Here is a 21,065-nt window from a genome sequence, read left to right as displayed (position 1 = left end):
AGCACGCCTAGTCCTGGCGGCGGAAAGCGGCGGCGATGCCGGCGACCACGAGCAGCAGGCCGAGCGCGATGACACTGCCCAACAGCCAGAGCGTGGGGTCGAGGTGGGTGGGCTGCAGCGTCCAGACGGCCATGAAAGCCGCGAACACGAGCAGCACGACGCCCCAGAAGATGGTGCCGAAGCGGGGCCCGCGACGCTCGTAAGCGGATGCCGTGGGGAATCCCGGGCGGTAAGCGGTTGCGCCTGCTGGCGGAACGGTCGGCGTGGTGCCCGTGCTCGATTCGGGCGTGGGGGAGGTCTGGTCAGTCATGATGAGTCCTAGTCGTTGACGATGTTGACGTATCCGGCGAGTGACCAGACACGGACGACGGGGATGGAGCGTGCGCCGGCTCCGTCGGTGTTGAACGTCTGCGCGTCGTGGAAGAACACGCCCCCGCGGTCGGGGTCGGCGCCCCGGAGTAGGGCGTCGCCGTCGTGGTCGACGGCACCGGCGAGGAGGTTCGACTCCACACGCACCGGCTGGTCTGCGGGCAGCACCAGGTCGGTCTCCCCGAAGCCGACCCACACGTCGACGACGCTGCCGCTGCTCGCGCTGTCGAGGTTCGTGAGGTCGACGGTGGCCTGCCCGCCGATGAGCGCGTAGTCGGCAACCGTGCTCGCGGAGTCGATGGTCCACTGCGGCGCACCGAACGGGTAGAAGTTCGTGCCCGACGGGAACAGGCCGAGCGCGACGAGGGCGACGACCGCGAGGAACGCGAAGCCGCCCATGGCGCCGCTGTCCCGACCGCGCAGGCCCGAGACGATGATGCCGACGGCCAGGGCGCCGAGGGTGGCCGCCAGGCCGATCAGCAGGGCGCCCATGGACCAGGTGCCGCCCGCGGCCACACCCGAGTAGACGCCGGCCGCGACGGCGCCGGATGCGAGGGCCAGACCCAGCACGATGGCCGAGAATCCGGCGCCCGGGTGACGGTGGCGGTGCCATTCCCGGTGCCAGGCGTGCGCCTCGGCGCGTTCCTGGCGGCGGTACTCGCGCCATTCCCGGGCCTCGGCGGCGCGTGCCGCGTCCCGCTCGGCGTCCCGTGCCCCGGTCTGGTAGGGACCGAGGTCATAGGGTGCGGTCGGGGTGTCGCTGGGCGCCGGGTAAGCGGCGGTTGGATACGGGGCGGTGGGGAAGGCGTCGGTGGCGAATGTGTCCGTCGGGGAATCGTCGGCGTTCGCGGAGGAGTCGGTGTCGGCGGTCGCGGAGCCATCGGTGTCGGCCGGCGCGGCGCCGGTTGGCGCTGTCGGGGCGTATGCCGCCTGCTGGTACGCGGCCTGCTCGTAGGGGGCCGTGTCATCGGGTGCGGTCCCGGGGCGGGGAGCGCCGGAGCCGGGACCCTGCCGGGTGCCGGCCGCCGGCATCCGTCGAGCCAGGAAGACGACCAGCCAGATCAGGCCCACCGTGACGGCGATGCCCCAGCCCACGGCGAACGTGGTCTCCAGCCAGCCGGGCATGCCCCACGCGAGCGGTGCGCCTTCCCACCACAGCCCGTGCGAGAAGGGCACCAGGGTGACCAGCAGCAGGGCGCCGATGGCGATCATCGCGGGCTCGAACACGCCGCGGAGGGCCTGCTCGGCGTGGATGCGGCCGCGTAGGTCGGGGAGGAGCGCCCAGCCGACCGCGTAGGCGAACAGGATGGGCGCGCCGAGGATGGCGGCGACGACGGCGATGCCGCGCACGATGAGCGGGTCGAGGCCGGTGCGCACGGCGATGGCGCCGCAGACGCCGGCGAACCAGCGTTCGCCGCCGCGCACCATGCCCGAGGAGCGGATCCAGTCGAAGAAGCGGCCGAGGGCGGTGGGGCCCGTGCGGTACGGGTTACCGGCGTGCGGCCCGTGGGGGGCGTCGCCGGGGGCGGAGCTGAAGGGTGCATCGGTCATGGTTCGAGCATGGCAGCGCGGTCCGGCGCCCTGCTATGAGGGTTCACCCTGATCCGACCCTGAGATCTGAGGGCAGGGCCCCGAGCGGATGCCCCGGCATGCTTTGATTCAAGGGTGAAAACCGAGCGGATGGTGCGGCCCCGGCTGCGGCTGGTGGGCGGCGTGTGCGCGGGGTTCGCCGAGCACACCGGGCTACCGGTCGGCGCCGTGCGCACGGCCACGCTGCTCCTTGCCCTCTGTGGCGGCGCGGGGACGCTCCTTTACGCCTGGCTCTGGACGCTCACGCCCTCCGCCACGGGGGCGTCTGCGGGTCCGCTCCCGCACGTGCGCCTCGCCGGCTCGGTGGCGCCCGGGCACGAGGGCGCCGGCGCCCGGGCCGAAGCGGATGCCCCGTCCGCCCGCTCCGCGCCGGTCACCGAGATCCTGTTGGGCGTCGCCCTGCTCGCTGCCGGCGGTGCCCTCGTGGCGGTGCGCCTCGGCGCCGACATCCCGCTCGACTTCGTCATCCCCGCCATCGTCGTCCTCGCCGGGACCGCGCTCGCCTGGCGCCAGTTCGCCGACATCCGGAGCGGCGCCGTACAGCGCTCCTCCGCGTTGCTGGTGCGCGCGCTCGGGGCGCTCGTGCTCGTCGCGGTGGGCATCCTGCTGTTCTTCGTCACCGGGCAGGCGCCGAACGCCTGGACGGTCATCGTGGCCGCGGCATCCGTTCTGCTCGGCGTCGCGGTGGTGAGCGCGCCGTGGCTCATCCGGCTGACGGCCGACCTCGCCGAGGAGCGCGCCGCGCGCGAGCGGGAGGCGGAGCGGGCCGAGATTGCGGCGCACCTGCACGACTCCGTGTTGCAGACGCTCGCGCTCATCCAGCAGAAGGCCGGGCCGCACAGCGATGCCGCGCGGCTCGCCCGCGCGCAGGAACGGGAGCTGCGGGAGTGGCTCTTCACCGGCGCCGGCGCGGCGCCGGTCGATCTCGCGGCGGAGCTGCGCCGCATCGCCGCGGTCATCGAGCAGGATTTCGCCGTGCGGTTCGAGGTCGTGACCGCCGGCCCGATGCTGGCCGAGGCGCCCGAGGCCCTCGTCGCCGCCGCCCGCGAGGCCATGCTGAACGCCGCCCGGCACGCCGGCGGCACCGTTTCGCTCTACCTCGAGACGGGCGCGGGCGGCATCGAGCTCAGCGTCACCGACCGGGGCCCGGGTTTCAGCCTCGACGCTGTCCCGGGCGACCGCATGGGCGTGCGCGAGTCGGTCCTCGGGCGGATGCGCCGGGCCGGTGGCAGCGCGACCGTGCGGCCCGGGCCCGGCGGGGCCGGTATCGAGATCGTGCTGCGGTTGCCCGCCCCCGCCCCCGCACCGCCATCCGCGCCCGCGCCCGCGCCCGCCCCGCCATCCGCGCCCGCCCCCGCCGCCCCCGCACGAGCTCACCCTGAGGGGTCGCATATCGACGTTCCCAACGTCCCGGAAGGTCGAAACGTGACCCCTCACGCACCCGAGGACGCGCCAGCGCCCCCGCACCCCGAGGAACGAACGCATGACAACTGAAGCCGGCCCCCTCGCATCCGCTGCCCTGCCCGTCGTCATCGTCGATGACCACTCGATCTTCCGCTCCGGCCTCCGCGCCGAGCTCGACGACGGCATCAACGTGCTCGGCGAGGCCGCCACCGTCGAGGAGGCGGTTGCCCTCGTGGTCGCGATGCAGCCGCGCGTCGTGCTGCTCGACGTGCACCTGCCCGGCGGTCGCGGCGGAGGGGGAGCGGAGGTCATCCGCGAGGCCGCCCCGCACGCGCGTTCGACCCTGTTCCTGGCGCTCTCTGTCTCCGACGCGGCGGATGACGTGGTGCGCGTCATCCGTGCCGGAGCGCGCGGGTACATCACGAAGAGCGCGTCCGGCGCCGAGGTGTCGGATGCCGCCCGTCGCGTCGCCGACGGAGACGCCGTCTTCTCGCCCAAGCTCGCCGGATTCGTGCTCGACGCGTTCGGCGCGGTGGCCGGCGAGACCGCGGAGACGACGGAGGAGCTCGACCGGCTCTCGGCCCGTGAGCAGGAGGTGATGCGGCTGATCGCCCGCGGCTACACCTACAAGGAGGTCGCCACGACCCTGTTCATCTCCACGAAGACCGTCGAGACGCACGTCTCTGCGGTGCTCCGCAAGCTGCAGCTCTCCTCCCGGCACGAGCTCACGGCCTGGGCCCTCGAGCGCAAGCTCCTCTGACGCGCCCGTCGCGTCTGCCCGTCCCGCCCGCCCCACCCCTCACGGGTCGTAGGTAGCGTGACCGGTCCAGCCGCGCCGCCGCAGGTTGCGTTCGAGGCGGCGCACGAGCGAAGGGACGTCGACGAGATCGTCGGCGCTCACCTCCGTCACGTGATAGTCAAGGGACTCGATCTCGGCTTTGCGCGAGAGATCGCGACGCCACTGTTGAATGTCGGTCCGGTGATGGTCGCCCTGGTACTCGAACACCTCGCGATAGTCCTCGAACAACAGGTCGACCCGCGCGACGAATCGGCCGTTCTCGTCGTAGAGCTCCACGTTTGCCCGGGGTGCAGGAAAGCCGTGGGTGACCACGATCACCCGCAGTATCGATTCCCTCGGCGATTCGGAGTGGTCGTTCAGGAGACCGAGCGCCCGCCGGAGTTTGCTCCGCCACCGGCGTCCGGGATGGGCGGCGACCGCGGCCGCCAGCTCGCCACTCGTGACTATCGGGTGCTTGTGGAAAATCAGGTAGTCACCAGCGGCGACGAGCTCGGCGAGGCTCAGCGCGGGAGCGAGGTCGCACCAGGTGCGCGTCGGTGACGTGAGACGGATGCCATGGCGGGCCGTGACATCCGTTGCCCTCATCTGCAGGCGCCGGCCACGCGCCCCGCCGCGACGGATGGCGCGGGCCGGATGGGGCACGGCGACTTCGAGCAGGGCGCTGGGTTCGATGAAGCGGAGAGGAACCGGCAGGCCGAGGAGCGCAGCCGCGGTCGCTCCGCTGAAGAACGCGTGGTCGGGGAGGGCAAGGCCGAGCAGTTGGCACCGACGGAGGAGCGAGAGGTGCGCGTCGACAGGTGCGCGCAGCCCCCAGTAGGGGCGCACGAGATCACGCGCCTGCAATCGGTGCTTCGGCACTCCCGCGCTCTGTGCGATCGGAACGCTGAAGCCTTTGGCCACGAGGTGATTGGGCAAGGGTTTACGTGCTGTCACCCCGGCAGGATGCCCCCTCCGCACGGGTCCGCGTCGGACTTATCCACACCCTCGCCCGCTATGGCGCGTGAGGGGCCAACTTTTCCTAGTCGAGGAGGCCTCGCACTAGGGAAAGTTGACCCCTCACGGGGAACGTGAAAGCGCGCAGCGCGGGGGCGGGGCTACGCGAAGAGGCGCTGCAGGCGGCGCACGCCCTCGAGGAGCGCCTCGTCACCGAGAGCGTACGACAAGCGCACATATCCGCTGGGGCCGAAGGCCTCGCCGGGCACCACCGCGACCTCGGCCTGCTCGAGGATCAGGTCGGCGAGCTCCAGCGACGTGGTCGGCGTGACGCCTCCCCACGGGCGCCCGAGCAGGCCCGTCACATCCGGGTACACGTAGAACGCGCCCTGCGGCGTCGGGGTCACGATCCCCGGGATCGTGTTGAGCTCGCCCACGATGAGCTTGCGTCGGCGGTCGAACGCTTCACGCATAGCGGATGCCGCATCCTGCGGCCCGTTCAGAGCCGCGATCGCCGCGCGCTGCGAGATGTTCGACACGTTCGACGACAGGTGCGACTGCAGGTTGGCGGCGCCCTTGATGGCGTCCGCCGGGCCCACCATCCACCCGATGCGCCATCCGGTCATCGCGTAGGTCTTGGCGACACCGTTCACGAGGATCGTGCGGTCGGCGAGGGCCGGCACCGCCTCGACGATCGACACGGCGCGCACGCCGTCGTAGGTGAGGTTCTGGTAGATCTCGTCGGTGATGACCCAGAGACCGTGCTCCTCGGCCCACTCGCCGATCTCCCGCGTCTGCTCGGGCGAGTACACGGCGCCGGTCGGGTTCGAGGGCGAGACGAAGAGCAGCACCTTGGTGCGGTCGGTCCGGGCCGCCTCTAGCTGCTCGACCGTCACAAGGTAGCCCTGGTCGCTGCCGGCGAAGACATCGACCTGCACGCCGCCGGCGAGCTTGATCGCCTCCGGGTACGTGGTCCAGTACGGCGTGGGCACGAGCACCTCGTCGCCCGGGTCGAGCAGCGTCGCGAACGACTGATACACCGCCTGCTTGCCGCCGTTGGTCACGACCACCTGGCTGGGCGAAACCTCGAGCCCGCTGTCGCGCAGCGTCTTCGCCGCGATCGCCTCGCGCAGGTCGGGAAGGCCGGCCGCGGGCGTGTACCGGTAATTGCGCGGGTCGCGCACCGCCTCAAGCGCCGCCTCCACGATGTGGTCGGGCGTCGCGAAGTCGGGCTCACCCGCCGCATAGCTGATGACGGGGCGACCGGCGGCCTGCAGGGCCTTCGCCTTGCCGTCCACCTTGAGGGTCGCCGACTCGGCGATGGAGCTGATTCTCTGGGAGATGCGCGAGGATTCGTGTGCCACGCTACGAGCATAGGGGGAGCGCCCGCGAACTTTACAGGGGCCTTCAGGTGTCCTACACTTGATCGAAGTGGCTGAAATCCGCCATGCTTTTTTGCGCCAATTTTTAGGTTTCGCCCTCACGGGTGAAACTGAGAGAAACGGATGCGGGAAGCACAGTGATTTCCCCCTAGGGTGGTGGCTCAATTGGTAGAGCAGCGGTCTCCAAAACCGCAGGTTGCAGGTTCGAGTCCTGTCCGCCCTGCAAGTCGGTGGTCTTCCCGCCGGCCCGTGAAAGGTGTAACAGGTGGCCCGAAAAGTGATCGACGAACCCAGTGAGGAACTCGTCGCGAACGCGAAGACGGCGCGCGAGACCAAGCGCGGCCCGTTCGCACGGCTGACCCTGTTCATCCAGCAGGTCATCGCGGAGCTGAAGAAGGTCGTCACCCCGACGCGCAAGGAGCTCCTGAGCTACACCGGCGTCGTGCTGGTCTTCGTGATCATCATGATGGCCCTGGTCTACGGGCTGGACTGGTTGTTCGCGCTTGTCGTCACGTACGTCTTCGGCACCCCGGCCTCCTGATGACGGCGCACGAGCGCCCACGCAACGCCCATGCAACAGAGAAGGATTGAGATTTAGTGTCTGAGACGCATCACAACGACGTCGACTGGGCTCCCGCCGCCGAGCAGTCCTCCGAAGAAGACCAGGCGCAGGAAGGCAACATCCGCGCCGACGACGAAGACTCGAGCGAGGCGGCCGAGCACGTCGCCCTGCACGTCGAAGACGAGAACGTCGACGCCCTCGACAACCTCGACGCCGCACTCGATGCCCTCGCCGAATCCAGCGACCCCGAGGCCGACGCGCTCGTCGACGACGCCCTCGCCGTCGCCGACCGCACCGAGATCGAAGCGGCCGCCGAGGCGGTCGAAGACGAGGAAGACGAAGACGCCGAGGAGGCGGCCGGTGAGAACACCGGCGTCGTCGACGCATCCGACCCGTCGGTTCTCGATGAGGTAAGCGGCAACGCAACGGATGCCGACGCCACCGTCGACCCGTACGAGGCCTTCCGCAACGACCTGCGTTTCCTCCCCGGCAAGTGGTACGTCATTCACTCCTACGCCGGCTTCGAGCGCCGCGTGAAGTCGAACATCGAGAACCGCAAGCAGTCCATGGCCATGGAAGATTTCATCTACCAGGTCGAGGTTCCGATGGAAGACGTCGTCGAGATCAAGAACGGCCAGCGCAAGATGGTCACCCGCGTGCGCATCCCCGGCTATGTGCTCGTGCGCATGGACCTGAACGAGGACAGCTGGTCGGTCGTGCGCCACACCCCCGGCGTCACCGGCTTCGTCGGCAACTCGCACAACCCCACGCCGCTGCGCCTCGACGAGGCGTTCGGCATGCTCAAGGGCCTGGTCGAGATCCCCGATGTCACGCCGGCCAAGTCCGGCGGCGGCCAGGGCACGAAGGCGCAGACGCGCGTCATCCCCGCCGAGGTCGACTTCGAGATCGGCGAGACCATCACGATCAAGGAAGGTTCCTTCGCGGGCCTGCCCGGGTCGATCAGCGAGATCAAGCCCGAGAGCGGCAAGCTCACCGTGCTCGTCTCCCTGTTCGAACGCGAGACGCCGGTCGAGCTCAGCTTCGACCAGGTCACCAAGCTTTAACCCTCCGGGGTTCTCCAACCACCGGGGCCCGTCCGGGCCACCGGGAGAGCATTCCCAGCGGATGCTCGAACATCAATAAGAAGGAAGAACAATGGCACCGAAGAAGAAGGTTACTGGTCTGATCAAGCTTCAGATCAAGGCCGGCGCCGCCAACCCCGCGCCCCCCATTGGTCCCGCGCTCGGTCAGCACGGCGTCAACATCATGGAGTTCTGCAAGGCGTACAACGCCCAGACCGAGTCGCAGCGCGGCAACGTCATCCCCGTCGAGATCACCGTGTACGAGGACCGCTCGTTCACGTTCATCCTGAAGACCCCGCCCGCCGCTGAGCTCATCAAGAAGGCCGCCGGCGTCGCCAAGGGTTCCGGAACCCCGCACACCGTCAAGGTCGCACAGCTCACCCAGGCCCAGGTTCGCGAGATCGCCGAGGCCAAGATGGTCGACCTCAACGCCAACGACATCGACGCCGCGTCGAAGATCATCGCCGGCACCGCCCGCTCCATGGGCATCACGGTCGAGGCGTAACAACCCCGCCAACCGGCCTTCGTCACCAGGCGGGGCCGGTGACATCCGCTTCTCTCGAAGCACGTGGAAGAGCCAGCCAGGCTCACGAAACCACACTCTCAGTTTTCATTACAGGAGATTCAAATGGCACAGAAGTCAAAGGCCTACCGGGCCGCGGCCGAGAAGATCGAGGCCGACAAGTTCTACACCCCCGCCGAGGCCGTCGCTCTCGCCAAGGAGACCGGCTCGGCGAAGTTCGACTCCACGGTTGAGGTCGCCCTCAAGCTCGGCGTCGACCCCCGCAAGGCAGACCAGATGGTCCGCGGTACCGTCATCCTTCCTCACGGCACCGGCAAGACCGCCCGCGTCATCGTCTTCGCGACCGGCCCCGCGGCCGAGGCGGCCCTCGCTGCCGGCGCTGACGAGGTCGGCGGCGCCGAGCTGATCGAGAAGGTCGCCGGCGGGTACACCTCGTTCGACGCCGCCGTCTCGACCCCGGAGCTCATGGGCCAGGTCGGTCGCCTCGGTAAGGTGCTCGGCCCGCGCGGCCTCATGCCGAACCCGAAGACCGGCACCGTCACGCCCGACGTGGCGAAGGCCGTGTCCGACATCAAGGGCGGAAAGATCGAGTTCCGCGTCGACAAGCACGCCAACGTGCACTTCGTCGTCGGCAAGGCATCGTTCTCGGCCGACCAGCTCACCGAGAACATCGACGCCGCGCTCGAAGAGATCGTGCGCCTGAAGCCGAGCTCCGCGAAGGGCCGCTACATCACCAAGGGCGCGGTCTCGACCACGTTCGGCCCGGGCATCCCGCTTGAGGTCAACGCGATCTAGTCCTCGTCTCGCGCGAAGGGGTCCGCCGGTCGGCGGGCCCCTTTTCGCGTCCCCGCGCGTCCCCGCACGTGACGCACAGGCGATGCGCGGGGTGAACGCCACTGCGCGGGCTGAATTCAACCCGCGCAGCGGCGCTCGACCCGCGTGACGAGGATCGGGGCGCGTAGGATCAGGCGGGTGAGCGTCAGCGTGAGACAGGCAGGGCCAGCGGATGCCGCGGCGCTCGCCCCCGTCGCCGCCGACACCTTCGCCCTGGCCTGCCCGCCGGGCACCGGACCCCGGTCGATCGCCGACTTCATCGCCCGGCACCTCAGCCAGGAGCGCTTCGAGGGCTATCTCGCCGACTCGGAGCGGGACATCCGTTTGGCGTTCGACGGTGACGAGGCCGCCGGCTATACGATGCTCGTCTTCGGTGAGCCGCACGCCCCCGAGGTCGCCGCCGCGATCACGCACCGCCCGACCGTGGAGCTGAGCAAGGTCTACGTGCTCGGCCACCACCACGGCGCCGGCGTGGCCGCGACGCTCATGTCGGCGACGCTCGCCGCCGCCCGGGAGAGGGGAGCAACGGGGGTGTGGCTCGGCGTCAACCAGCACAACGCCCGCGCCCTGCGCTTCTACGAGAAGAGCGGCTTCGCGATCGTCGGTACCAAGACGTTCCTCGTGGGCCAGGAGCTGAACGACGACTTCGTCATGGAGCAGGCGTTGTAGCGTCCTGCCCGGCGGTCACGCCTCGTCGGAGACGCGCAGCACGATTTTGCCGCGCGTGTGCCCCTGTTCGATGAGGCGATGCGCGTCGGCGCCCTCGGCCAGGTCGAACACCCGGTCGACGTGCACGCGCACGCTGCCGTCCTCGATCAGGGCCGTGATCTCGTCGAGCACGCGCGCGTCGGGTGCGACCTTGTACGACGTCGCACGGATGCCGGCTTGCGCGGCCTCCTGCATCATCGTCGGCCAGCTACCGGTCGGGGCGTTCACGAGCAGGCCACCGGGCTTCAGCACGCCGAGCGACCGGCTCCCCGTGTTGTCGTGCACGTTGCCGATCAGGTCGATGACGGTGTCGAGCCCCGAGACGACGTCTTCGAACCGCTGCGAGCCGTAGTCGATGACCTCGTCAGCGCCGAGCTCGCGCAGGAAGTCCTGGTTGCGGGCCGACCCGGTCGCGATCACGTGCGCGCCGGCGTGGTGGGCGAACTGCACCGCGAAGTGGCCGACGCCGCCGCTGCCGCCGTGGATCAGCATCCGTTGCCCGGGGGAGGCGCCGGCGACCAATTGCACCATGCCCCACGCGGTCATGGCCGCGAGCGGCACGCCCGCCGCCTCGACGTGGCCGAGCGTCGCGGGCTTGCGTGCCACGCTCATGCCGCTGACCACCACGTAGTCGGCGTACGTGCCGGGGATGCGCGGCGCCCGCGCCATGCCGTAGACCTCGTCGCCGGGCTGGTGCGGGTACTCCTCGTAGGGCGCGTGCACGACGACGCCGCTGAAGTCGTTGCCGAGAATCGAGGGCCAGGCGGGTGTGGCAACGGATGCCCCGCCGCCGGCCCGCGTCTTGGCGTCGATCGGGTTGACTCCCGCCGCGACCACGCGCACCAGCACCTCTTCGATCACGGGAGTGGGTGTGGGCACCTCCGCGAGGTGCAGCGCCTCGGGGCCGCCGGGCTGGTCGATCACGAGTGCGCGCATGGATGCCGGACGTTCGCTTGCCTGTGCCATGCGTCTATTCTGCGCCACCTGCTCACTCGCGCTCGCAGGAAGCGCGGCTCACGGGAACCGCGGCCGAAGCGAACTGCGGTCAGCGGTAGTAGTCGTCGGGCGCGTAGCGGGCTTCGCGCTTCTGCTGCCGCGCGAGGATCTCGAGCAGCTGGTCGGCGAGGCCCACGAGGATCGCGATCTGGTCCTCGTCGCGTTCCACCCACCGGCACCGCGGCTCGGGATGCACGGGCACGAAATCCCGGTGCTCCTCCCACACCACGAGGGTGCGTTCGGCGCCCAGCACGTACTGCTGCCACCACACCTGCCGCAGGTACGACCGGGGGATGCTGCGCCACGGCTTGCTCGTCGTCTTGATCTCCGCGAGCAGGAGCTCCCCGTGCACGTCGACCACGACGCCGTCTGGGGTGGCCAGGTGACGCGGCTGGCGGTGCGCGTGGTACAGATTCGTGCTCGGTTCGATGCCGTGGTTCGCGAGCACCCAGGCCGCGATCTCCGGTTCGCGCGCACGCCCATGGTCGGTGAAGGGGTTGCCGCCGAAGCCCGTTCCGTGGAGCTTGTCGAACGCCGCGTTCTGCACCGATCTGGGCGTCGCGAGCTTTGCGACATCCGTTGCGGTGATGCCCCGGCTCCTGGCCCGCAGCCACGCCACCCGGTCGGAGGAATCGGCCACGATGCGCAGCGTGTGTGCATGTGGTGCGGGCGCTTGCGCGGGTCGGGGCAACGGATGCTCGTCCTCCTCGAAGAGGGAGAGCATCGTGTCGGTCACCTGTCTATTGTGCCCTGACTTGGGGGCGCGAAAGTGCCGTTTGTGCCCACCGTTGGGGGCGCGCGCGGTCTTCTTCTGCCGAATTCGGAGCCAATAACGTGTCCTCATAAAAGGGGACCGGCCGCATCGGCCACGATGATCCCGCTCAACGACGAGAGGTGGAAACATGCCCGAACGCTCCACGAAACTCCCCATCCGGATCAGGCCGTTGCTTGCGGCGTGTGCCGTCCTGGGTCTCAGCACGGTGGCGACGTTCGCCTCGTTCACCGACAACGACACGGCGTCGACGATGTTCAGCACCGGGACGGTCGACCTGGCGCTCGACGCGACGGGCAGCGACCTGCGCAACTGGACGACGCTTGGCATGGAGAACGCGAAGCCGGGCGACGTGACCTACGCGCCGCTCGTCGTGAGCAACATCGGCACACTCGACTTCACGTATTCGATGGCGACGACAGCAGTCGGCGACGAATTTCTGGCATCTGCGCTACTGGTGACCATAGTTTCGGGGGCAACGCAATGTGACGCTACCGGCTTCGCCGACGGTACGGAGGTACTTGCGGAATCACCGCTTATCAACGCTGCATTAGCTAATCGGCCGCTAGCGGCTAACTCCGCGACGCCTACGAAGGAGGCGTTGTGCTTCAAAGTCAGCCTTCCCGCCTCTGCCGGCAATACCCTGCAGGATGCCGGCGTGAACATCCACCTCTCGTTCACCGCGACCCAGGCCGCGTAACGACCGTGATCCGCCTCGCCCGACTGTTCAAGGAGACCGCGCTCACGGTCACCGCGGTCGTCGGCGCCGTGTGCATCGCAGGGTTCGTCGCGAACATGTTCTTCGGGATCACGCTGCTGGTCTTCCGCTCCGGCTCCATGGCGCCGGCCATCCACACCGGTGCCCTGGCGTTGGCGCAGCAGGTTCCGGCCGCCGACGTCCACGTGGGTGACGTGGTGAGCGCACACAACGCCCAAGGCGCCCTCATCACGCACCGGGTCGTCGCCATCGAAAGCGCCGGCGGCGGCACTTACGCGATGACGATGCGCGGCGATGCGAACGACGTCGCAGACCCGACCGACTACCTCGTCAGTAGCGTCGACCGCATCGTCTGGCACATCGACGATCTCGGTTACCTGGTGCCGTGGGCGCAGCAGCCGTTCGTCGTGTTCCTCGGCGGCGCGCTCGTGGGTGCCATCGTGGTGTCCTCCGTCATCCGGCGCTCCCCGCGCCGCGAACCACGCGATGCGGGCGGACCCGATACACCCGCGAACGGGAGCCCCAGCGCCGTGGCTTCCCGTTCGCGCTCCCTGCCCGCCGCGACCACTCTCCTCGGCGTCGTCGTCGCGGTACCACTGCTGGCGACGCTCCTGCCGCCCGTACGCGCCACCTACGCCGCGTTCACCGACACGGCCACGGCCTCCACCAGCTTCCGCACCCTCACCGAGGCACAGCTCCGCCCGGTGCTCGACGGATGCTCCGTGACCGCGGACCGTCTCACCGTCACCTGGTCCGACCCCACCGGCGCCGTGCCCGACCGCGGATACTCGGTGCAGAGCGCGAACTCGAGCGCGCACATACCCGCCGACTCGAGCCCATACAGCTGGAGCACGCCACTCGTCGCCGACGACCTGGTCACCATCACCGCACAGCACTTCGCCAGCTGGTCGGCCTCGATAGGGGTGCGGGTCACGACGGCGACCGATGGGAGCACGACATGTTCAGAGGTCTGAGACAACTCGGGGCCGCCGCGGCGATCGTCGTCGGCGCAGCCGTCTCGGGCGGCGCCCTCACGGCAACCGCGGCCATGGCAGACGACACGGGCGAAGCCGGCGCCGACTTTCTCACGGTCACCAGCTCCCCGGCCGGGGGCTTCGAGAACCTCGCGCCGGGCGGCACGGCCGTCTGGTTCGTCACCGCCCGCAATTCGGCGGCCGTCGACGCCGCGCTGTCGCTCCGCGTGCAGAGCGACAGCGACAGCGCACTGCTGACGGATGCCGCACAAGGGCTCCGCATGCGGCTCACGGCGTGCAGCATGGCCTGGACCGGCACAACGGGAGCGTTCCAGTGCCCCGGAGTCGAGACCCGCGTGGCCGACGGCGCGCTCGCCGTCATCCTCGGCGGCTACCCGCTGCCCGCCGTGCCCGCGGGCTCGGCGGCCCACTACCTGGCAGAGGTCAGCGTGCCGCGCGAAGCCACCAACGACGTCGCCGGCCAGACGGCCGACCTGCGATTCGAGATCACCGCGGTGCAGGGCGAGCCCCAGGCGAACGCATCGGCCACTCGAGTGAGCGGGGGAGCCGCGGCAACGGAGCCGGGCTCGGGCCCCGCCGTGCTCGCGGGCACCGGCATCAGCGGCGCATCCGCTTGTCGAAGCCTGGCCCTGGCCCTGCTCGGCGCCGGCTCCCTCGTGCTGGTGCTGCGTCGCATCGGGATCGAGTGAGCGGTTCCGACAGTCGATCTGCAGCTTTCGTTCCTACAACCCATAGCTATCTCATAGGGAACGCTTTGATAATGACAGCATGAGCACTGCAGAGCACACCCGCGGACCGAAGCTTCGCAAGGCCGACGGCAGCACCATTCGGGTACTCGTCGTCGACGACGAACCCGGGCTCACCGACCTGCTCTCCATGGCCCTGCGCTACGAGGGGTGGGAGGTGCGCACCGCAAGCGACGGGCAGCAGGCGCTCCGAACGGCCCGCGAGTTCCGGCCCGACGCCATTGTGCTCGACATCATGCTTCCCGACATCGACGGCCTCCAGGTGCTGCAGCGTGTGCGCGCCGACGGCCACGAGACGCCCGTGCTCTTCCTCACCGCGAAGGACTCGCTCGACGACCGCATCGCGGGCCTCACGGCGGGCGGCGACGACTACGTCACCAAGCCGTTCAGCCTTGAGGAAGTAGTGGCGCGCCTCCGCGGACTGATCCGTCGCTCCACGCTCTCCGTCGCCGATTCGAGCGACCCGCGCATCACGATCGGCGACCTCACCCTCGACGAGGACAGCTACGAGGTGTTCCGCGGCGACGACCAGATCGAGCTGACTGCCACCGAGTTCGAGCTCCTGCGCTTCCTCATGCGCAACCCGCGCCGCGTGCTCAGCAAGGCGCAGATCCTCGACCGGGTCTGGAGCTACGACTTCGGCGGCCGCTCCTCCGTCGTCGAGATCTACATCTCCTACCTCCGCAAGAAGATCGACGCCGGCCGCGACCCGATGATCCACACCGTGCGCGGCGCCGGTTACATGCTGAAGACCCCGAAATGACCGAGAACGCGACAACGGATGCCGAAGCCGGCTCCGCGTCGCATCCGCCGGCCGACCGGTCGCCGGCCCACGCCCCGTGGACCCTCCGCCGCCGCCTCGTCACGGTCGTCGTCGCACTGCTTGCGCTGGTGAGCATTGTGATCGGCTTCGTCAGCGTTGCCATCCTGCGCGCGGGCCTCCAGGACGAACTCGACCAGCAGCTGCGCTCCGCCGCAGAGCGCTCGCACGGCGTTCTCGACCGACCCGACCGCCCGGGCACCATCTCGGAGCCGTCAGCGGCCAACATCCTCAACGGCCCGGCGCAGGCATCCGGCACCCTTGCCCTGGTCTTCGACGGCACCACGATCTCCTACGGCTACCTCGACGAGACCGGTGCCGTGCAGGGCCTCACCGATCGCCAGGTGCAGCTCCTCGCGGAGCACACCACGGCATCCACCCCGGTGACCATCGACCTCGGCGGCGACGTCGGCCGATATCGGGTGCTGGGGGAGGTGACGAGCTCCGGTGTCGCCTACCTGATCGGCTTGCCGCTGGCGACGGTCGACGGCACCGCAGCACGGCTCGCCGCGACCATCGCCGTGGTGTCTCTGGCGGGAGTGCTCATCGTCGCCGGGCTCGCGGCGTGGGTGGTGCGGCTCGCCCTGCGGCCGCTGCAACGCGTCACCGCGACCGCCGGGCGCGTGTCGGAGCTGCCGCTCGCCCAGGGGGAGGTGTCGCTTGTCGACCGCGTGCCGGAGGCCGACGCCGACCCGCGCACCGAGGTCGGCCAGGTGGCGCTCGCGCTCAATCGCATGCTCGACCACGTGGACCTGGCCCTCGAGACCCGGCAGGCCAGCGAGAACAAGGTGCGGCGGTTCGTGGCGGATGCCAGCCACGAGCTTCGCACGCCGCTGGCGGCGATCCGCGGCTACTCCGAGCTCACCCGCCGCACGGGCCAGGACCTCCCCGAGGACATCGCGCACGCGCTGCGCCGGATCGAATCCGAGAGCGTGCGCATGACCGGCCTGGTCGAAGACCTCCTGCTCCTGGCGCGACTCGACGAAGGGCGCGAACTGGAGCGTGAGGAGGTGGACCTCACGGCCCTGTTGATCGACGCCCTGGCCGACGCGCACGTTGCCGGGCCCGATCACATCTGGCACCTCGACCTGCCCGACGAGCCCCTGGAGGTCGAAGGCGACGGCGCCCGCCTGCACCAGGTCGTGGCGAACCTGCTGGCCAACGCCCGCATCCACACGCCCGCCGGAACGACCGTGACGGCCGGCCTCGCCACCCGCGATGTCGACGGCGCACCCAGCGCGGTGATCACCGTGACGGATGACGGCCCCGGCATCCCCGACGAGCTGCAGCCCAGCTTGTTCGAGCGTTTCGCCCGCGGCGACAGTTCCCGCTCCCGCGGAACGGGCAGCACCGGCCTCGGCCTGGCGATCGCCCGGGCCGTCGTCAGCGCGCACCACGGCCAGATCACGGCCGAGAGCCGGCCAGGGTTCACGCGTTTCACGGTGACCCTGCCGGCCTAGCCTCCGGCGCTATTCCACGGAGCTGTTGAGGCGCGCCAGCAGGCTGGCGAGCTCGTTCAGGTCACCGGCGGACCACGAGCTCAGCCGGCTGTGCACCATCGCCTTGTCCTTCACGTGCGCCCGGTGGAGTTCGTCCTTCCCGAAGGCGGTCAGTGCGAGGATGCGCACCCGGCCGTCTGCGGGGTCGGGCTGCAGCTCGAGCAGTTTGAGGTCTTCGAGCGCCCGCACCTGCCGGCTGATCACGCTCTTGTCCACCATGAGCGCCTCGGCCGCGGCGCCGGCGTGGAGGGGTCCACACCGGGCCAGCAGCCGCAGCAGTTTCAGGCCGAACGGCTGCAGGGCGGGATGCATGGCCGTCGCCGCATCCCGCATGCTGGCTCGCACGTGGGAGATCAGCCGGCCCAGCTGCTCCTCGACAGCCGCGATGGCCGCGACGGTCTCAGCATCCGTTTGCTCGATGACAGGCATGGACTACCGCCGGGGCTCCAGCGGAGCGCTGATGTCGATCGATCTGGTGTCGTGGGCCTCGCCGACCGGGGGGAGGGCAGCGGCCGCGGCGCTCACCTCGATCAGGGTGTCCTCGGTGTCCTCGGTCTCGCGTTTGCGCTCCCGGGCGGCGGGCACCTGGTCGACGGCGATCGTGTCGATCGCGCCCGTGGCCGCGCCGCTCTTGCGCTGCAGCGCGTTCTTCGTGCCGAGCTTCACGTTGGGCAGGAAGAGCACGGCGATGAGTGTGACCAGGGCCAGGGGAACGCTGTAGAGGAACACGGTGCCGACCCCGGAACCGTACGCGCTCTCGACCAGGGTGCGCACCACGGTGGGGAGCTGGGCGATGTGCGGGATGTTCCCGCTGCCGAGCGCCTGGGCCGCGACGGCCTGGTCGGCGGGTGCCAGCTCCAGGACGCTGTCCTTGATGTGCTGGGCCACATAGGTGCCGAGCACCGAGCCGAGCAGCGAGACGCCGACCGTGCCGCCCAGGCTGCGGAAGAACGTGACCGCGCTGGTGGCCACACCGAGGTTGCGCACCTCGATGGAGTTCTGCACCACGAGCACGAGGTTCTGCATGAGCATGCCGAGGCCGGCCCCGAGTACGAACATGTAGACGCCCACGAGCACCAGGTTGGTGTCGTAACGCAGGGTGCCGAGGAGGAGCGTGCCGCCGACGACGAGCACGCCGCCGGAGACCATGATCCCCTTCCAGTTGCCGCGACGGCTGATCAGGTTGCCGAACACGGTCGACGCGATCAGCAGGCCGCCCATCATCGGGATCGTGAGCAGGCCCGACTGGGTCGGGGAGGCGCCGCGTGCAAGCTGCATGTACTGGCTGAGGAAGACGGACGTGCCGAACATCGAGACGCCGACCGAGATGCTGGCGATGACCGAGAGCGCGAACGTGCGGTTCTTGAACATCGTCAGCGGGATGATCGGCTCCTTCACCTTGAGCTCGACGATGACGGCCGCGATGAGGGCGAGGCCAGCAGCCGCGACCATGATGAACGACGGCACGGAGGCCCACTCGAAGTCCTTGCCGGCCAGCGAGACCCAGATCAGCAGGGTGGAGACACCGCCCGCGATGAGCACGGCGCCCGCGTAGTCGATGTGGACGGTGCGCTTGGGGTGCTTCGGCAGGTGCAGCGTGACCTGCAGCAGGATGATCGCGATGATCGCCACCGGGAGGGCGATGAAGAAGTTCCAGCGCCAGCTGAACGCGTCGGTGACGACGCCGCCGAGGAGCGGGCCGCCGACAGTTCCGATGGCCATCACGGCGCCGAACAGGCCCGCGTACTTTCCGCGCTCGCGGGGACTGATGATGTCGGCCATGATGATCTGGCTGAGCGAGGCGAGGCCGCCGGCGCCGAGGCCCTGCAGCACGCGGAAGGCGATCAGGGTGTCGGTGTTCTGCGAGAACCCGGCCAGGGCGGAGCCGACCACGAAGGTGCCGAGCGCGAGTTGGATGAGCAGCTTGCGGTTGAACAGGTCGGCGATCTTCCCCCACAGCGGCGTCGAGACCGTGGTGGCGAGAAGGGTGGCGGTGACCACCCAGATGTAGGCGGACTGGTCGCCCTTCAGGTCGGCGATGATGACCGGCAGCGACGTGGCGACGACCGTGCCCGCGAGGATCGACACGAACATGCCGAGGAGGAGCCCGGACAGGGACTCCAGTACCTGGCGCTTGCTCATGGAGCCGTCGGGGTTCACCGGGGTTCTGGTCTTGGGGGATGATGACGAGGAACGCGAAGCGCGTGGCATGGGACTCCTGCTAGTAATTGACAACGGTCAACTATAAACAAGTAGTAGACCTATGTCAACTATCCCGGTTCGGTAGGCTGTTGTGACCGCACCGACAGAAAGAACAGGCGTGACGACGACTCCCCGGCTGGTCGCCTTCGACCTTGACGACACCCTCGCCCCATCGAAATCCCCGCTCGACCCCCGCATGGCCGACCTCTTGGTGAGGCTCCTCGGCGTGGCCGAGGTCTGCGTCATCTCCGGTGGCCAGATCGGCCAGTTCCGCATGCAGGTCATCGACCGGCTTGGCTCGACGGATGCCGCGCTGCTGTCGCGCCTGCACCTCATGCCCACCTGTGGCACCCAGTACTACCGCTACCAGGACGACGCGTGGGCGCAGGTCTACGCCCAAAACCTCACGGACGACGAGAAGGTGCGTGCGCTCGCCGCCGTCGAGGCGTCCGCGCGCGAGCTCGGCTACTGGGAGACGGAGACCTGGGGACCGGTTCTGGAGGATCGCGGCTCTCAGATCACGTTCTCCGCCCTCGGGCAGGCCGCGCCCGTGAGCGCCAAGGTCACGTGGGACCCGGACGGCTCGAAGAAGAACCGGCTGCGCGCCGCAGCCCAGGCCCAGCTGCCCGACCTCGAAGTGCGGTCCGGTGGGTCGACATCCGTTGACATCACCCGCCGCGGCATCGACAAGGCCTACGGCATGAACCGGCTTGCCGAACTCACCGGCATTCCGCTGGGGGAGATGCTGTTCGTGGGGGACCGCCTCGACGAGCAGGGCAACGACTACCCGGTGAAGGCCCTCGGCGTTCCGTGCGTGGCCGTGAGCGGCTGGGAAGACACCGCAGACGTCGTCGCGCAACTGATCGCGGAGCTCAGCGCGCCCGTCGCGTAGCCCCGCGCCCCGCTCCGGCGTGGGTCCAGGAAGCCGGCGTGCGTTGTACCGCGAGCCGTCTTCCCAAACCCAAGCCGCAACGGATGCCGCGCCTCGCGTCGCGTGGGGCCGCGCTCCGCTCGGGCGTGGGCCCGCGCTCCACGTCGCGTGCGCCCGCGCTCCTGCGTCGCGTGCGCCCGCGCTCCTGCGTCGCGTGCGCCCGCGCTCCTGCGTCGCGTGGGCCCGCGCTCCGCTCCGGCGTGGGGTTCAGGAAGCCGGCGTGCGTTGTACCGCGAGCCGTCTTCCCAAACCCAAGCCGCAACGGATGCCGCGCCTCGCGTCGCGTGGGCCCGCGCCCCGCTCCGGCGTGGGGTTCAGGAAGCCGGCGTGCGTTGTGCCGCGAGCCGTCTTCCTAAACGCAAGCCGCAACGGATGCGACCGCGCCTTCGACGGGACACCCGGGATCACGCGGATCGAACCCGCCGACCTCGCGGCGACCTGACCGATTTGCGTGGCGGGTGCGGCATCCGTTAGTTTGTATGAAAGCCAAAGACCGCCGGTTATTGCCGTGCGCAGAAATGCCACAGTGATCGAAGGTTCATTCACGTGAACGGCCTGCGCAGGTGTTCGAAGTCATAAGCGGTGAAATCCGCCTCAGCTCCGGCCCTGCGCTGGAGCTTTTTTCATGTCTGCGCCAAGGGCTACCGGCAAACAAAGATCAAGAGGAGCGCCATGGCGAACAAGGAAGCATCGGTCGCCGAGCTTACGGAGAAATTCCAGAGCTCGACCGCCGTTCTGCTCACCGAGTACCGCGGACTCACTGTTGCCCAGCTCAAGCAGCTGCGCAAGGACATCAGTGGGGACGCCACGTACGCCGTGGTAAAGAACACGCTGACCAAGATTGCGGCGAACAACGCCGGCATCACGTCGTTCGACGACGAGCTTGCCGGACCGTCCGCCATCGCTTTCGTGCACGGTGACCCTGTCGCCGTCGCGAAGAGCCTGCGTGCCTTTGCCAAGGCAAACCCTCTCCTGGTGGTCAAGGGCGGTTACTTCGACGGTAACCCGCTCTCCGCCGCAGAGGTAGGCAAGCTCGCCGACCTCGAGTCCCGCGAAGTTCTGCTCGGCAAGCTTGCCGGCGCCTTCAAGGCCTCGCTGTTCGGAGCCGCATATCTGTTCAACGCACCGCTGTCGAAGGCCGTTCGCACGGTCGACGCGCTGCGTGAGAAGCAGGAGTCCGCGAACCAGGCGTAGCCCGGT

Annotated in this window: 22 protein-coding genes and 1 tRNA gene; 15 read left to right on the top strand and 8 right to left on the bottom strand. The window is 69.3% G+C overall.

The features are described from left to right. Nucleotides 1-7: 7 nt before the first annotated feature. Together EEJ31_RS14195 and EEJ31_RS13280 are read right to left on the bottom strand one after the other, a co-directional pair. Nucleotides 8-310 (bottom strand): hypothetical protein, encoded by a 303-nt coding sequence (locus tag EEJ31_RS14195; RefSeq protein ID WP_233563907.1) that lies wholly within the window; start codon nucleotides 308-310, stop codon nucleotides 8-10. A gap of 8 nt (nucleotides 311-318) precedes the next feature. Next, nucleotides 319-1,920 carry a PspC domain-containing protein gene (locus EEJ31_RS13280; RefSeq protein ID WP_123046766.1) on the bottom strand — a complete coding sequence of 534 codons (1,602 nt, stop codon included), beginning with the start codon at nucleotides 1,918-1,920 and terminating at the stop codon, nucleotides 319-321. 114 nt (nucleotides 1,921-2,034) lie between these two features. On the opposite strand from EEJ31_RS13280, the gene EEJ31_RS13275 reads away from it, so the two are divergent. Together EEJ31_RS13275 and EEJ31_RS13270 are read left to right on the top strand one after the other, a co-directional pair. Then, entirely contained in the window at nucleotides 2,035-3,453 is a 1,419-nt protein-coding gene (locus tag EEJ31_RS13275; RefSeq protein WP_233563906.1) for an ATP-binding protein, read from the top strand. After that, nucleotides 3,443-4,123, top strand: a complete 681-nt coding sequence (locus tag EEJ31_RS13270; RefSeq protein ID WP_123046764.1) for a LuxR C-terminal-related transcriptional regulator — start codon at nucleotides 3,443-3,445, stop codon at nucleotides 4,121-4,123. Before EEJ31_RS13275 ends, EEJ31_RS13270 begins: the two co-directional genes overlap by 11 nt. A 39-nt stretch (nucleotides 4,124-4,162) precedes the next feature. On the opposite strand, the gene EEJ31_RS13265 is transcribed toward EEJ31_RS13270, so the two are convergent. Together EEJ31_RS13265 and EEJ31_RS13260 are read right to left on the bottom strand one after the other, a co-directional pair. Beyond that, on the bottom strand, nucleotides 4,163-5,095 hold the full coding sequence (locus EEJ31_RS13265) for a type IV toxin-antitoxin system AbiEi family antitoxin (RefSeq protein ID WP_148040188.1): 933 nt from the start codon (nucleotides 5,093-5,095) through the stop codon (nucleotides 4,163-4,165). A 161-nt stretch (nucleotides 5,096-5,256) separates the two neighbouring features. Next, nucleotides 5,257-6,459, bottom strand: a complete 1,203-nt coding sequence (locus tag EEJ31_RS13260; protein ID WP_158603963.1) for a pyridoxal phosphate-dependent aminotransferase — start codon at nucleotides 6,457-6,459, stop codon at nucleotides 5,257-5,259. 168 nt (nucleotides 6,460-6,627) lie between these two features. Here EEJ31_RS13260 and EEJ31_RS13255 point away from each other — a divergent pair. From EEJ31_RS13255 to EEJ31_RS13230, 6 genes are all read left to right on the top strand, one after another. Beyond that, nucleotides 6,628-6,700 (top strand) — tRNA-Trp (locus tag EEJ31_RS13255). Nucleotides 6,701-6,742: 42 nt separating this feature from the next. Then, nucleotides 6,743-7,018: a preprotein translocase subunit SecE gene (secE, locus tag EEJ31_RS13250; RefSeq protein ID WP_123046761.1), complete on the top strand. Its 276-nt coding sequence runs from the start codon at nucleotides 6,743-6,745 to the stop codon at nucleotides 7,016-7,018. A 56-nt stretch (nucleotides 7,019-7,074) separates the two neighbouring features. Beyond that, on the top strand, nucleotides 7,075-8,103 hold the full coding sequence (nusG, locus tag EEJ31_RS13245; RefSeq protein WP_123046760.1) for a transcription termination/antitermination protein NusG: 1,029 nt from the start codon (nucleotides 7,075-7,077) through the stop codon (nucleotides 8,101-8,103). Nucleotides 8,104-8,194: 91 nt separating this feature from the next. Continuing rightward, on the top strand, nucleotides 8,195-8,626 hold the full coding sequence (rplK, locus tag EEJ31_RS13240; RefSeq protein WP_123046759.1) for a 50S ribosomal protein L11: 432 nt from the start codon (nucleotides 8,195-8,197) through the stop codon (nucleotides 8,624-8,626). A 123-nt stretch (nucleotides 8,627-8,749) separates the two neighbouring features. Next, a complete protein-coding gene (gene rplA / locus EEJ31_RS13235; protein ID WP_123046758.1) occupies nucleotides 8,750-9,439 on the top strand; it encodes a 50S ribosomal protein L1 in 690 nt (229 codons plus the stop codon). Between the two features lie 177 nt (nucleotides 9,440-9,616). Further along, nucleotides 9,617-10,147, top strand: coding sequence for a GNAT family N-acetyltransferase (locus EEJ31_RS13230; RefSeq protein WP_123046757.1), 531 nt, complete (start codon nucleotides 9,617-9,619; stop codon nucleotides 10,145-10,147). A gap of 15 nt (nucleotides 10,148-10,162) precedes the next feature. On the opposite strand, the gene EEJ31_RS13225 is transcribed toward EEJ31_RS13230, so the two are convergent. Together EEJ31_RS13225 and EEJ31_RS13220 are read right to left on the bottom strand one after the other, a co-directional pair. After that, nucleotides 10,163-11,152, bottom strand: a complete 990-nt coding sequence (locus tag EEJ31_RS13225) for an NADP-dependent oxidoreductase (protein ID WP_233563905.1) — start codon at nucleotides 11,150-11,152, stop codon at nucleotides 10,163-10,165. A gap of 79 nt (nucleotides 11,153-11,231) precedes the next feature. Then, a complete protein-coding gene (locus tag EEJ31_RS13220) occupies nucleotides 11,232-11,918 on the bottom strand; it encodes a YqaJ viral recombinase family protein (RefSeq protein WP_233563904.1) in 687 nt (228 codons plus the stop codon). Nucleotides 11,919-12,084: 166 nt separating this feature from the next. Here EEJ31_RS13220 and EEJ31_RS13215 point away from each other — a divergent pair, with 166 nt between their 5' ends. The 5 genes from EEJ31_RS13215 to EEJ31_RS13195 all read left to right on the top strand — a co-directional run bounded on the left by EEJ31_RS13215 (nucleotide 12,085) and on the right by EEJ31_RS13195 (nucleotide 16,693). After that, on the top strand, nucleotides 12,085-12,654 hold the full coding sequence (locus tag EEJ31_RS13215) for a TasA family protein (RefSeq protein WP_123046756.1): 570 nt from the start codon (nucleotides 12,085-12,087) through the stop codon (nucleotides 12,652-12,654). Between the two features lie 5 nt (nucleotides 12,655-12,659). Further along, nucleotides 12,660-13,646: a signal peptidase I gene (locus EEJ31_RS13210; RefSeq protein ID WP_158603962.1), complete on the top strand. Its 987-nt coding sequence runs from the start codon at nucleotides 12,660-12,662 to the stop codon at nucleotides 13,644-13,646. Next, nucleotides 13,631-14,356: a hypothetical protein gene (locus EEJ31_RS13205; RefSeq protein ID WP_123046754.1), complete on the top strand. Its 726-nt coding sequence runs from the start codon at nucleotides 13,631-13,633 to the stop codon at nucleotides 14,354-14,356. Before EEJ31_RS13210 ends, EEJ31_RS13205 begins: the two co-directional genes overlap by 16 nt. A 79-nt stretch (nucleotides 14,357-14,435) precedes the next feature. Then, nucleotides 14,436-15,176, top strand: a complete 741-nt coding sequence (locus EEJ31_RS13200) for a response regulator transcription factor (protein WP_123046753.1) — start codon at nucleotides 14,436-14,438, stop codon at nucleotides 15,174-15,176. Continuing rightward, nucleotides 15,173-16,693, top strand: coding sequence for a sensor histidine kinase (locus tag EEJ31_RS13195; RefSeq protein WP_123046752.1), 1,521 nt, complete (start codon nucleotides 15,173-15,175; stop codon nucleotides 16,691-16,693). Before EEJ31_RS13200 ends, EEJ31_RS13195 begins: the two co-directional genes overlap by 4 nt. Before the next feature lie 9 nt (nucleotides 16,694-16,702). Here the strand turns inward: EEJ31_RS13195 and EEJ31_RS13190 are convergent, their stop codons facing one another. Further along, complete coding sequence (locus tag EEJ31_RS13190) at nucleotides 16,703-17,161, bottom strand: MarR family winged helix-turn-helix transcriptional regulator (RefSeq protein ID WP_123046751.1); 459 nt, start codon at nucleotides 17,159-17,161, stop codon at nucleotides 16,703-16,705. Between the two features lie 3 nt (nucleotides 17,162-17,164). Beyond that, a complete protein-coding gene (locus EEJ31_RS13185) occupies nucleotides 17,165-18,874 on the bottom strand; it encodes an MDR family MFS transporter (protein ID WP_123046783.1) in 1,710 nt (569 codons plus the stop codon). A 178-nt stretch (nucleotides 18,875-19,052) separates the two neighbouring features. On the opposite strand from EEJ31_RS13185, the gene EEJ31_RS13180 reads away from it, so the two are divergent. Then, nucleotides 19,053-19,826: an HAD-IIB family hydrolase gene (locus EEJ31_RS13180; protein WP_123046750.1), complete on the top strand. Its 774-nt coding sequence runs from the start codon at nucleotides 19,053-19,055 to the stop codon at nucleotides 19,824-19,826. Between the two features lie 711 nt (nucleotides 19,827-20,537). Then, nucleotides 20,538-21,059 carry a 50S ribosomal protein L10 gene (gene rplJ / locus EEJ31_RS13175; RefSeq protein ID WP_123045932.1) on the top strand — a complete coding sequence of 174 codons (522 nt, stop codon included), beginning with the start codon at nucleotides 20,538-20,540 and terminating at the stop codon, nucleotides 21,057-21,059. The last annotated feature ends 6 nt before the right edge of the window (nucleotides 21,060-21,065 follow it).

The organism is Cryobacterium tepidiphilum, from assembly GCF_003716325.1.
In the GTDB taxonomy this organism is placed as follows: domain Bacteria; phylum Actinomycetota; class Actinomycetes; order Actinomycetales; family Microbacteriaceae; genus Cryobacterium; species Cryobacterium tepidiphilum.
This window is presented reverse-complemented; position numbering and strand designations above follow the sequence as displayed.